The 12456-nt window shown below is 52.0% G+C and carries 10 protein-coding genes; 3 read left to right on the top strand and 7 right to left on the bottom strand.

Annotated elements, in window-relative coordinates:
- Entirely contained in the window at nucleotides 1-1608 is a 1608-nt protein-coding gene (locus tag RHD99_RS04760) for a 5-oxoprolinase subunit B/C family protein (protein WP_309877670.1), read from the top strand.
- Nucleotides 1589-3328: an acetyl/propionyl/methylcrotonyl-CoA carboxylase subunit alpha gene (locus RHD99_RS04765; RefSeq protein WP_309877671.1), complete on the top strand. Its 1740-nt coding sequence runs from the start codon at nucleotides 1589-1591 to the stop codon at nucleotides 3326-3328. The genes RHD99_RS04760 and RHD99_RS04765 overlap by 20 nt, the downstream gene beginning before the upstream one ends.
- A gap of 62 nt (nucleotides 3329-3390) precedes the next feature.
- On the opposite strand, the gene RHD99_RS04770 is transcribed toward RHD99_RS04765, so the two are convergent.
- Nucleotides 3391-4245, bottom strand: a complete 855-nt coding sequence (locus RHD99_RS04770) for a PA4780 family RIO1-like protein kinase (RefSeq protein ID WP_183270378.1) — start codon at nucleotides 4243-4245, stop codon at nucleotides 3391-3393.
- A 732-nt stretch (nucleotides 4246-4977) separates the two neighbouring features.
- Between RHD99_RS04770 and RHD99_RS04775 the strand changes: the two genes are divergently transcribed.
- On the top strand, nucleotides 4978-5883 hold the full coding sequence (locus tag RHD99_RS04775; protein ID WP_309877672.1) for a LysR substrate-binding domain-containing protein: 906 nt from the start codon (nucleotides 4978-4980) through the stop codon (nucleotides 5881-5883).
- Nucleotides 5884-5919: 36 nt separating this feature from the next.
- On the opposite strand, the gene cobO is transcribed toward RHD99_RS04775, so the two are convergent.
- The 6 genes from cobO to RHD99_RS04805 all read right to left on the bottom strand — a co-directional run bounded on the left by cobO (nucleotide 5920) and on the right by RHD99_RS04805 (nucleotide 12453).
- Nucleotides 5920-6522, bottom strand: a complete 603-nt coding sequence (cobO, locus tag RHD99_RS04780; protein WP_309877673.1) for a cob(I)yrinic acid a,c-diamide adenosyltransferase — start codon at nucleotides 6520-6522, stop codon at nucleotides 5920-5922.
- Between the two features lie 9 nt (nucleotides 6523-6531).
- Nucleotides 6532-8184, bottom strand: coding sequence for a class I fumarate hydratase (locus RHD99_RS04785; RefSeq protein ID WP_309877674.1), 1653 nt, complete (start codon nucleotides 8182-8184; stop codon nucleotides 6532-6534).
- Between the two features lie 64 nt (nucleotides 8185-8248).
- On the bottom strand, nucleotides 8249-9250 hold the full coding sequence (glsA, locus tag RHD99_RS04790) for a glutaminase A (RefSeq protein ID WP_183270374.1): 1002 nt from the start codon (nucleotides 9248-9250) through the stop codon (nucleotides 8249-8251).
- A 58-nt stretch (nucleotides 9251-9308) separates the two neighbouring features.
- Nucleotides 9309-10607: a dicarboxylate/amino acid:cation symporter gene (locus RHD99_RS04795; protein WP_309877676.1), complete on the bottom strand. Its 1299-nt coding sequence runs from the start codon at nucleotides 10605-10607 to the stop codon at nucleotides 9309-9311.
- 161 nt (nucleotides 10608-10768) lie between these two features.
- On the bottom strand, nucleotides 10769-11086 hold the full coding sequence (locus RHD99_RS04800) for a DUF4387 domain-containing protein (RefSeq protein ID WP_309877677.1): 318 nt from the start codon (nucleotides 11084-11086) through the stop codon (nucleotides 10769-10771).
- A complete protein-coding gene (locus RHD99_RS04805; protein ID WP_309877678.1) occupies nucleotides 11083-12453 on the bottom strand; it encodes an acyclic terpene utilization AtuA family protein in 1371 nt (456 codons plus the stop codon). The genes RHD99_RS04800 and RHD99_RS04805 overlap by 4 nt, the downstream gene beginning before the upstream one ends.
- Between the last annotated feature and the right edge of the window lie 3 nt (nucleotides 12454-12456).

Here is a 12456-nt window from a genome sequence, read left to right on the forward strand (position 1 = left end):
GTGAGATTTTTAGCCGTAAACTTAAGCAGTTTTCTGGTCGAACTGGCATCGCTTGACGACACGCTGGCACTTTTCGAGGCGCTTAGCGCTATGCCAGAAAAGGGTATCGAAGAGATTATCCCTGCCGCGCGGACGTTGTTGATCCGTTATCAACCGCAACAAACCAGCATGGCGCAGCTCGCAGAAAAGATCGCCCGGCGTCCTTTGAATCAGCGCAGTGCGCGCAGTGGGCAGCAGGTAACTATCCCCGTGCACTACAACGGCGAAGATCTCCCCGCCGTCGCTGAGTTAATGGGGATCACGCTTCAGGACGTTGTCCGCCGTCATCAGGAATGTACCTGGAACGTGGCGTTTACCGGCTTTGCGCCCGGTTTTGCCTATCTGGTTTCAGACACGGGCGGATGGAAAACACCGCGCCGCAGTACGCCGCGCACCCGCATTCCCGCAGGTTCAGTCGCCCTGGCCGGAGAGTTCAGCGGTGTTTATCCGCAAGCAAGTCCTGGCGGCTGGCAGCTTATCGGCCAGACAGAATTAAAAATGTGGGACCTTGCGCGCAAGCAGCCAGCTTTGCTGTTGCCAGGCAGCCAGGTTCAGTTTGTTGATGGAAGCGTTGGCTCCAGAATCATCTCTTTGCCTGCTCATGCCGAGGCACAAACCCCACCGATAACGGAAAACGCGACGATGACCGTGCTTGCCACAGGTCTGCAAACCTTGTGGCAGGATGACGGGCGTGGCGGGAAAGCCGCACTGGGTTTATCGGAATCAGGATCGATGGACAAAAATGCGCAGCACACCGCAAATCGTATTGTGGGTAACCCGACGCACTTGCCGTGTCTGGAGATAACGCAAGGCGGTTTTCGCGCCCGGGCAAACGGTGATGTGGTCGTGAGCATTACGGGGGCGGCCTGTCCGCTCACCCTGAAAACCGCTGAAGGCACGCGCTATTGCGTAGAAAGCTATCGTCCGCTGAATTTAGCCGCAGGGGATGAAATCCACCTGGGTCAGCCCGCTCGCGGTTTACGCAGCTATCTTGCGGTGCGTAGCGGGTTTGTTGTGCAGCAAATTCTTGGGAGCGGCGCGCGCGACAGCCTGGCGCAAGTCGGCCCGGACCCGATTTGTGTCGGCGACATTTTACACACCGGCGCACATCCACATTGCAACGCTGTTTTGCTGGATGAACTCCCGGTGCCAAATCTGCCTGCCGCTGGCGAAACCGTCACTCTGGATATTGTGCTTGGCCCGCGCACTGACTGGTTTACCGCTCAGGCGTTAGAGCATTTAACGGCGCAGGACTGGAATGTGACCCCACAGTCTAACCGTATCGGATTGCGGCTGGATGGGGCGCAAAAACTGGAGCGACGCCTGCATCAGGAACTGCCGAGCGAGGGGACGTGCAGCGGATCTATCCAGGTCCCAGCCAGCGGCCAACCGGTGCTGTTCTTACATGACCACCCCTTAACGGGCGGTTATCCGGTTATCGCCGCCGTCGCTGAATATCACCTTGATTTGGCTGGGCAAATCCCGCCAGGTGCTGCCATCCGGTTCAACATTATCCAACCGTTTACCGAAATAACAGGGAGTTACACCCGTGACCACCGCGCTGCATAAAGTTCTGATCGCCAACCGTGGCGAGATTGCCGTTCGTATTATTCGTGCCTGCCGGGATTACGGTGCGCAGGCGGTGGCGGTGTACGCTGACCCGGATGCCAACGCGATGCACGTGCAAATGGCCGATGAAGCCTGGGCGCTGCCTGGCACAAGCTCCGCAGACACCTATTTAAACATTGAGGCGCTGGTGAATATTGCCAGACGCAGCGGTGCAACGATGGTGCACCCTGGTTATGGGTTCCTCTCTGAACGTGCTGAATTTGCTCGTGCGGTGCAGGCGGCGGGGCTCATCTGGATTGGCCCGCAACCGGAAACTATCGAAAAGCTCGGCGACAAAGTGCAGGCGCGTAAAATCGCTATGGAAGTGGGCGCGCCCCTGGTAAAAGGCACGCCTGATCCGGTGAGCAGCGGGAGAGAAGTGCTGGATTTTGCCGCCACTTATGGTTTGCCTGTGGCGATAAAAGCCGCCTTTGGCGGCGGTGGGCGCGGTCTGAAAGTGGCCTGGAAACTTGAAGAAGTGGAAGAGCTTTATCACTCTGCGACTCGCGAGGCACTGACCGCATTTGGGCGAGCTGAATGTTATGTCGAGCAGTATCTTGACCGCCCACGCCATATAGAAGCGCAGGTGATAGCCGATAAACACGGCAATGTGGTGGTGCTCGGTACGCGTGACTGCTCATTGCAACGTCGCAACCAGAAACTGGTGGAAGAAGCGCCCGCCCCGTTTATTACTGAAACCCTTCGCGAGCAAATCCACCAGGCTGCCCACGATATTTGTGCCCATGCGGGTTACATTGGCGCAGGCACCGTGGAGTTTTTACTGAGCCGCGACGGGACGTTGTCGTTCCTCGAAGTGAATACCCGCCTCCAGGTAGAACATCCGGTCACCGAAGAGACAACCGGGCTGGATATTGTGGTGGAACAATTGCGGATTGCGGAAGGTTTACCGTTGAGTATTCAGGCAACGCCTGCACCGCGTGGCCACTCGTTTGAGTTCCGCATTAACGCCGAAGATGCCGGAAAAGGCTATTTACCTACGCCAGGCAAGATAACGGTATTCCGTGCACCCAGCGGGCCGGGGATTCGTCTGGACAGTGGCGTTGACGAAACATCAAGCGTACCAGGCTGTTATGACTCGCTGATGGCAAAACTTATCGTCACCGGTAGCACGCGCGAACAGGCCATTGCCCGCGCACGCCGCGCCCTGCGTGAGTTTGAAATCGGCGGCGTTGCATCCGTACTGCCGTTCCATCGTGCAGTGATGGACGATGCCGATTTTACCGACGGTTTCGCCGTTCATACCCGCTGGATTGAAACTGACTTTGCCGGGCGCATTGAATTTGCCCCGCGCCAGGTACCCAAACCGGATGAAGTTTTAACTCGTACCTGGATTGAACTTGATGGTCGCCGGGTTCAGCTCGGCCTGCCTGCGAACATGTTTAGCGGCGCGGTTATCTCAGAACCTGGCAATGTGCTGACGCCTGTGGCTGAACCGGTCAATGAAGACGCCATTGAAGCGCCCATTTCTGGCGTGCTTCACAGTTGGTTGGCGCAAGAGGGCAAAGCGGTGCAGCAAGGCGAAGTGATTGCCGTCATGGAAGCCATGAAAATGGAAGTCCAGGTTGTGGCACATCGCAGCGGCACGTTGAAACATCAGGCTACGACCGGTAATACGATGGATGCCGGGAGCGTGCTTGGGGTGATTAGCCCGCTTAGCTGACGGTTCCAGGCACAAAAAAGCCCGCGTAACTTTCGTTATGCGGGCTTTCTTTTTCATGACTCTTATTCTTGTTCGCGCTCTTTGAGCGCCCGCTGACGCTCGTAAAAATCATCTTCCGCGGTAATGATTTCATCCATCAGTGAATCCATATCCACGTCATGAATCTCTTCGACGAACAGACCGGTTAGCGGTGTTTCTGGGGTTAATTTTCCATCTTCATATAACGCCCAGATTTCTTTCGCGTAACGTGTGCCCAGCAACTGCGGAGCAAACTGGCCATAGTAGGCCGTGATGTTATTCACATCACGTTTGAACATGGATTCCGCATGGTTGTTTGCGGCGGCGTCTACCGCTTGCGGCAAGTCGATAATGACCGGCCCTTGCGCATCGAGCAGCACGTTAAACTCCGATAAATCCCCATGCACAAGACCTGCACACAACATGCGCACGATATTGCGGATCATCGTATCGAAATCAGCAATGGCGCTTTCTTCGTCCAGGGTGACATCGCTAAGACGTGGCGCAACAGCACCTTCAGCGTCCGTGACCAGTTCCATCAATAACACGCCGTCAATGCACATATAAGGCTGCGGGACGCGGACTCCGGCGTTAGCAAGACGGAACAGCGCATCGACCTCGGCCATTTGCCAGGTTTCTTCCTGCTGCTTGCGTCCGAATTTTGAGCCTTTCTGCATGGCGCGGTTATTACGGGTATTACGGACTTTACGCCCTTCCTGATACTGCACCGCCTGCTTAAAGCTGCGTTGCATCGCTTCTTTGTACACTTTGGCGCACTGGATTTTGTCACCGCATAAAACGGTGTAAACGTCGGCTTCTTTGCCGCTCTTCAGTCGCTGGAGCACATCATCAACCAGGCCGTCATCGACCAGCGGTTGGAGTCTGTTTGGGATTTTCATGCGGCTCTTTATACCTTATTTCTGCCGTTTTTCGTACCAAAAACGCGGATAGCGATGCGCCCTTTGCCAAAGTGGGGATGAGGCTCACGCGAGTCCCGTGTATCTAATATATTCGATACTGCCGGGTTGTTATCACGTTTGGATTATTTCTTTCCACGACAGCTACCCTGCGTTTTTAAATTTGAGTTAAGTAACCCATTTGGTTTAATAAGTCATCAGAATAATCTGCTAACAAACTTGAACGATAATCAGCCATAAAGCAGGGAGGGCGATATACAATATTCCACATCTTGCATATTTGAAATGTATATTCTCATAGAACGTGCCGCTCAATAATTCTCATTTCCATCCTGTAGCAAAATATTTTATTAAAAATGAGATCTCGGCCTTGCAATATACCGGAGAGTTTTCTTGCTTTTTCCTCTGAATGGAAATCCTCAAAAAAGCCCTGGGCTGATTCTTTTATTTTCGTTCAAAAATAAAAGAAAGAACACGGCATCAGAGATACTGGGCTGTTAAAATATCGAGTCGCTCTTCCGACCAGACAGCAGAATGATTTGTAAGGTATAGCGATTAGCATAGAAAAGTATATAAGCCTGGACTGAAGCAAAAGATCAATAAAGCAGCAAAGGGATGAAACCTGGCTGGCGTCAGTCCTCACGGGGCTGAGGTTTGTCACCTTGCTCTGGTTGATACTGTAACTTTTTTTGTTCACTGCAAATGGAAGGCACTATGAGAGGAAAAATACCGAAGACCGAATTGCTGGTGACGTTTGAAGTGGTGGCGCGTCACGAAAGCTATACTCGAGCAGCAGAAGAGTTGGCTTTAACACAGAGTGCTGTGTTCAGACAAGTCAACGCGTTGGAGGATTTTCTGCATACTGAATTATTTGACCATGCAAAAAAACGTATTTATTTAAATGCTGCTGGTAAGCACTATCTGAGCATTGTTAAAGAAACGCTAAATAAACTTGAGCGTGATACTCATTCGATAATGGCCTGGCAGCCTGCTGTACGGGCCATTGAGTTAGCAGTAAACCCCACATTAAGTACTCATTGGTTGATTCCCAATTTACGCGAGTTCAATGAATTAAATCCCGATATTACCGTCAATATCCATTCCCTGGCCAATATCGGTGATTTTCTAAACAATGATTATGACGCCGCTATTATGCGAGAGGATTTTTGTACGCCATGGTCGGGTATGGAATATTTATTTGAAGAGGAAATTCTGCCGGTCTGTAGTCGAAGCCTGCTTTCCAGTCCTGGTCAAAAGTTATCCGTGGATGAATTGCTTAATGAATTTCCTTTGTTGCACCAAAGTACGCGTACCACCGGTTGGCAAGAATGGTTTGCGCTCTCAGATGTGAGCAGCCCACTGGTAAATAAAGGCCCACGCTTTGACTTACTCTCTATGCTAATTGCTGCGGTACGATCCAATCTGGGAACTGCATTATTACCTCGTTTTGCCATTCAGCGCGATTTGGACAGTGGTGCGATGGTTATTCCTTGTGACGTTCCTATTCGCACCGGGAACCGCTTTATTTTGACCTGGCAGGCAGAAAAAGCCGTTCCCTTGCATTTACAAACTCTTCGCACCTGGTTAATGGAAAAATCGCTGATCTCCCAGCTCACCTGATTGCGATGTCGCCTGGCGTTAACCAGGCGACGTATCTTACCAGTCAATACCAGATTGAGCCTGAATCCCGCTATCAAACGCATGTTTTACCGGCCGGATTTCACTCACGGTGTCTGCAATATCAAGCAACTGACTGTGACAACCGCGCCCGGTCACTACCACACTTTGATGAGAGGGACGATTCACTATTGATGCAATCACCTCCTGAATATCCAGATAGTGATACGCCAGCATATAAGTGAGTTCGTCGAGAACAACCAGGTCGTAGCGCGCATCCGCGAGCATGCGCTTACTTTCCTGCCAGACCGCATGAGCGGCCTGTATATCCTCTTCTCTGTTTTGCGTCTCCCAGGTAAAACCGGTGCCCATAATGTGGAATTCAACATTGTGCTGGTGCAGCGTGTTGTATTCGCCATTATCCCACTGGCCTTTAATGAATTGCGCGACCCCGACGGTTTTGCCATGGCCGATAGCACGAGTCACGGTCCCAAAGGCTGCGGTCGATTTGCCTTTACCGTTCCCGGTAAAGACGAGCACGATACCTTTCCTTTCGGTTGCCGCCGCCACGCGACTGTCGACCCGCTCTTTTATCTTTTGCTGCCGCTGACGATGGCGCTCAGTATTGGTACGCGTTTCCATAAACGCTCCTTAATGCTTCGCAGGGCAAGATGCGCAGCTTTGCTTATTCTCAAACTGTTGGAAGAAGTTATTGCCTTTATCGTCGACCAGAACAAAAGCCGGCAAGTTTTTCACTTCCATCATCCAGACCGCTTCCATGCCCAGTTCAGGGTACTCGAGGCAGCGCAAGCTTTTCACATATTGCTGTGCCAGTAATGCCGCAGCGCCGCCGATACTCCCAAGATTAAATCCACCGTGTTTGTGGCAGGCATCGGTCACTTGCTGACTCCGATTTCCTTTTGAGAGCATGATCAAGCTGCCACCTGCTGCCTGGAACTGGTCAACATAACCGTCCATGCGTCCGCCAGTGGTTGGCCCGAGTGAACCGCACGCCTGGTTGTCAGGAGTTTTGGCCGGGCCTGCGTAATAGACGATATGGTTTTTCATGTAGTCCGGCATCGGCTCACCCTTATCGAGCCGGGCTTTGATTTCTGCATGGGCAATGTCGCGGGCGACCACGATAGGGCCATTTAACGATACGCGTGTGCCGATAGGCAGCGCTGACAGGTCGTCCAGGATCGTCTTCAGTGGGCGATTAAGGTCGAGTTGAACCGTCTGGGCGCTATTCTCTGTACGCTGAGAATCGGGGATAAATTTACCCGGATTGTGTTCGAGTTTTTCCAGCCAGATACCCTGTTTATTAATCTTGCCTTTAATGTTGCGGTCAGCAGAGCAGGAGAGGGCCATCGCTATCGGGCACGAGCCGCCATGGCGTGGCAGGCGGATCACTCGGATATCATGGGCGAAGTATTTGCCACCAAACTGTGCGCCGATACCAAATTCGCGGCTGGCATTAAGTAACGCGGTTTCAAGTGCCGTGTCGCGGAATGCCTGGCCCAGTTCGTTACCCTCGGTTGGCAGGTTGTCATAATATTTTGTCGACGCCAGTTTAGCGACTTTCAGCGCCTGATCGGCCGACAGTCCACCCACCACAAACGCGATATGGTAAGGAGGGCAGGCAGCAGTACCCAGCGACTTCATTTTTTCAATCAGGTAAGCGGTTAGCTTTTCAGGCTGAAGAAGCGATTTGGTTTCCTGGAACAAGGCCGCTTTGTTGGCGGAGCCGCCCCCTTTGTTGACGAACAGGAAGCGATATTCGTTGCCCGGCGTCGCGCTGATATCAATTTGTGCCGGCAGGTTGGTCTGCGTGTTCACCTCGGTGTACATGTCCAACGGCGCATTCTGCGAGTAACGGAGATTATTTTCCTGGAAAGTGGTGTAGATGCCCTTACTTAAGGCTTCGGCATCATCGCATCCCGTCCAGATGTGCTGACCTTTAGACGCCACAATGGTTGCCGTCCCGGTATCCTGGCAATTGGGCAGCACGCCTTTTGCCGACACTTCCGCGTTGCGTAACAGTTGTAGCGCAACGTATTTGTCATTATCACTGGCCTGTGGGTCGTGCAGGATGCTGGCAACTTGTTTGAGATGCGTAGCACGCAGGAAAAACGACGCTTCATAAAAAGCATGCTGAGCCAGTAACGTTAAGGCCTCAGGGGCAACTTTGATGACCTCTTCACCGTCCAGTTCTGTCACGGTAATGTGTTGGTCGCTGAGCAATGCGTATTCCGTACTATCTTTGCTTTGAAAAAACGGATCCTGCCAGGCAAATGGTTTAGACATGTCGACTTCTCACTTATCATTCATTAATGAAAGGGCATCTGTCTGGATGCCCTTTTCCTGGGACTTATTTTGCTAAAAAGAGATTAGACCGTGTCGCTTGCGCAACATATTCAATGGTTTGCTGGGCGCGCACGCTGTTACCTGCGGAATCCAGCGGCGGAGAGTACACGGCGATGGCATATTCCCCTGGAACCACGGCGACCATGCCGCCACCCACACCGCTTTTCGCCGGAATACCGACGGTATAAAGCCATTTGCCGCTGCCGTCATACAGCCCGGCAATAGCCATTTCCGCCAACACTTGCGGAACATATTTTTCGTTTAACAGCTGCTTTCCGTTGTAAGGCGATTTGCCTTTATTGGCGAGGACGGCCCCCATTTTGGCGAGCTGTTCGACGGTGACATCGACGGAACACTGGCGGGTATAAATTTCAACGGCTTCGCGTGTATCGCCATAGAAACTGTTATAGGAGTCCATTAATTGCGCCAGTGCCTGGTTGTGCTGGTTGGTCTCCATTTCTGATTTGAATACCGGTTCGTTGACGGTTAACGAAGCATCCGCCCACGCGTTCAGGTTGTTGAGAATTTTGTTCCAGCGGTCGGTTTTATCTTTTGCTTCAATCAGGCTCACGGTGCTCATCGCACCCGCATTCACCAGCGGGTTCTCCGGCGCGCCTTTTGTCAGCTCCACGGCTAAACCTGAGTTGAACGGCAGCCCGGTGGCATTGGCACCGAGTTTATCCAGAACCTCTTGTGGCCCGTGTTGTTCCATGGCGAGCGCCATCGTAAATACCTTGCTCAGGGACTCCATGGGGAAGGCTTTTTTAACATCACCGACCTGGTAAATTTTGCCGTCCACCGTGGCGATGGTGATGGCAAAATTTTGTGGACTGTAGGTGGCAAGTGCTGGGATATAGTCAGCGACTTTTCCGTCGTTATTGTTTTTATATTTTTGATGCGCCTGCGTGATGAGTGCGGTGTAATCTGGCGCGGATTGCGCAAGTGTTGTGGCGCTGAATAAGAAACTGATCGATAACACACTTGCTGCTAATAGTTTTATTTTCACGTTGTAGCCCTGTGTTGTTGTGGTAAAAAAGGCCGACAAACGTCGGCCTCAAATAGCATTAAACGGTCGCTTCAGTTACTGCCGGGCGTTCGGTGCCAGGGGTTTTGGTCGGAGCGGCACCACGGCAACCTTCACCGAAGTGTTCACCTTCCCAACGGCCAACAATGGCTGCACCCATCGCGTTACTCATCACGTTGGTTGCTGAACGGCCCATGTCGAGGAACGGATCGACACCCATCAACAGAATCAATCCTGCTTCTGGAATATTGAACTGGTTGAGCGTGGCGGCGATAACCACCATTGACGCACGGGGTACACCGGCCATGCCTTTAGAGGTCAACATCAGGATCAACAGCATGGTGATCTGCTCGCCCATGCTCAGTTCAATGTTGCAAGCCTGCGCAATGAATACCGTGGCGAAAGAGCAGTAAGCCATTGAGCCGACGAGGTTAAAGGAGTAGCCGATTGGCAGCACGAAACTGGCAATCTTTGAGGAAACGCCAAACGTCTCCAGTTTATTCAGCGTGCCAGGGAATGCCGCTTCGGAGCTGGAGGTGGTGAAAGCCAGAAGGGCAGGTTCGAGGATCATTTTGGTCAGACGACCAATACACGGCCCGACGAGCATGGTGGAGAGGCCAATCAGAATGGCCCAGAGCATCCCCAGAGTCAGGTAGAACTCACCCATGAAGATCCCTGCGCTGACCATCACACCCAAACCACGTTCGGCGATAAGACCAGAGATAGCAGCGAAAACGGTCAGTGGTGCAAACAGCATCACATAGCCCGTCAGCTTCAGCATCACGTGTACCAGAGAATCGAGCACTTTCACGATAGGTTCGGCTTTTTCCCCAATTGCCGCCAGGCTGCAGCCGAGGAAAATAGAGAACACCACAATTTGCAGAATTTCATTGCGCGCCATCGCATCGACAATACTGGTTGGCACGGCGTGTGAAATAAAGACTTTCAGCGTGAACGGTTCAGATTTAACAGCTGACAACGCGCCGACATCGTGAGGCACAAAGTTAATACCCGCACCCGGTTGGAAGATATTAACAATCACCAGACCCAGAGCAATGGACAGCAGAGAGGCGCAAATAAAGAGGAAGAACGTTTTCGAGAATATACGACCCAGGGTTTTAGCATCGCCCATTTTGGCAATACCAACAACCAGGGTAGATATTACCAATGGCGCGATAATCATTTTCACCATACGTAAGAATATGGTGGTGAAAATGGAAATATCTCCTGCATACGATTTTGCTGTATCTGCCGATGCCATATTATTAATGACCACACCCGTAATCATGCCTAATATCAGGCCTAGTATGATCATTTTTGTTAAACTAATTTTCTTCATGTTTACTCCATCGGATAATGGTTGGGTATTAAGGTGTAGGGCGGCGTGTACCCCGCTTCACTCAAGGCACACACCTGTTTATGACCAACCGCATGAATAATGTGGCGTGCTGGGATACAGCAATATCCCGCACACCGATTGATGTTGTTGTATTATTATTACTACAGGTCTAACTCAATACTTAATAAAGGTGCATGTTGCTGAGCACCATAAACATCATTGTCACCTACGCTTCCTGAAATAATATCGCGTGGCATGACAATCTTTACCGCGTTAGCGGGATCAAACCAGACAATGCGGTGAATAATTTCAGGCTCGACGTGATATAAACCGGCAATAAGCTGTGGTGTTAATTGCTCAGATGCTTTTACTCGCTGATAGTCTTCCCGGGTTTTAAATAAAATATCTAATACCAGTTCGTACGGTCCGGCGTTTTTGGAACGAATGACCTGCGCCAATGAGCAAATGGACTGTTTCATGCCTGAACTCCTTCTGGCGTCACCTGTTCAATGGAGAAATCAAAACGTAGGTCGTCGTTTGCCTCTATCAGGTGATAGATAGAGAACTCATACACTGGCCCTGCCTGAATGTCGGATGGCGAGAACGGGAACGCGAGGTTACCGGCGGTCGCAATTCGGTTTTCATAGCCGTAGTGCAGCAGGGTTGAGCGCACCAGCGAACAGACGCTGTTGGCGATATCCTGCGTCGGAGCGACCACGTCCAACAAGATCCCCAGTTCATGTCCGGCTGTTTGCATCGGTTCATGGATACCCATGACGCCGTTTTTGCCATACAGATGGAAAGTGATGCGGATACTGTCGTCATTGAGCGAGAGGTTGCTCGCTACGCTGGCTTTGACCTCTTCAAGAATGGTATCAATGCCGGCGATCATGATCGGATCGCGTGTCCCGGCAATGGTCAGGCAACGGAAACCGACCTGACGCGCCCCTTCCAGTTTCAGCGCATAAGGCGTTTCTTCGTGGCGTGAACCGCTGACGTAAACCTCTCCGTCGTTAACGGCCTTGAAGCTACAGCCTTTCAGATTCAGCACGCCGCCCGGTCCTGGCAGGAAGTACGGATCGGACTTCTCATACAGCGTGTGTGCCGCAGCGGATGTTTCGGTAAATTTGCGCTTAGGATTGAATGTCTTCAGCGTAAAGCCGTGTTCATCAATGATGCCCATGGCGCAGTCCGAACCAGAACCTGGCGTCGCGGCAATGGCCGCACATTCGAGGATCTTCCCGCAGTGCAGCGCCAGCCCTTCATCAAAGCCTTTCATGATCGGCAGCGCGGCGAAACAGGCTGGATCGTAAGCACGTCCTCCTAACACCACCTGCGCACCGGCTTCCAGCGCACGCTGGAAAGGTTCGATGCCCATTTGCGCGACGATGTAAGTACTCTCTTCAATCGCTTCGTGGGTCAGTTCAGGGACAAAATCCAGTGCGGTGATCGCGCCGTTATCCAGTGCCTGATGAACCGTGGCTTTGTCGACATCTGACGGGATCAACGCCATGGAGAAACTTAAATTCTCTTCCTGCGCAATCTCGAGGATTATCTGGCGACACCATTCCAGGTGCGGTGCAGCACCTGAACCTCCGGCAGTACCAATGACGACCGGAATGTTGTTTTTAACACCCGCGGTGATCATATAGCGCAGATCGCGTTTGACGCCCGCCCGATCGGTAAAGGGTTTACCTGCCCCGAGGTAGTGGGGACCAGGATCGGAGGAACCCGCGTCAACAGCAATCAGATCCGGTGACTCTTCCATGGCTTTACGAAAACTCTCTTCCGGGAAGCCATAACCCAGGATAGCCGTCGGTGACAAGATCTTAAATGTGCGTGCCATTTC

This window comes from Buttiauxella selenatireducens (assembly GCF_031432975.1).
Taxonomy (GTDB): Bacteria; Pseudomonadota; Gammaproteobacteria; order Enterobacterales; family Enterobacteriaceae; genus Buttiauxella; species Buttiauxella selenatireducens.

Bases quoted from the DNA above. Each gene is read 5' to 3' on its own strand.
- RHD99_RS04770 (WP_183270378.1), bottom strand. From the start codon at position 4,245: ATGAAAATCCCAAACAGACTCCAACCGCTGGTCGATGACGGCCTGGTT.
- cobO (WP_309877673.1), bottom strand. From the start codon at position 6,522: ATGGAAACGCGTACCAATACTGAGCGCCATCGTCAGCGGCAGCAAAAG.
- RHD99_RS04775 (WP_309877672.1), top strand. From the start codon at position 4,978: ATGAGAGGAAAAATACCGAAGACCGAATTGCTGGTGACGTTTGAAGTG.
- RHD99_RS04795 (WP_309877676.1), bottom strand. From the start codon at position 10,607: ATGAAGAAAATTAGTTTAACAAAAATGATCATACTAGGCCTGATATTA.
- RHD99_RS04800 (WP_309877677.1), bottom strand. From the start codon at position 11,086: ATGAAACAGTCCATTTGCTCATTGGCGCAGGTCATTCGTTCCAAAAAC.
- RHD99_RS04805 (WP_309877678.1), bottom strand. From the start codon at position 12,453: ATGGCACGCACATTTAAGATCTTGTCACCGACGGCTATCCTGGGTTAT.
- RHD99_RS04785 (WP_309877674.1), bottom strand. From the start codon at position 8,184: ATGTCTAAACCATTTGCCTGGCAGGATCCGTTTTTTCAAAGCAAAGAT.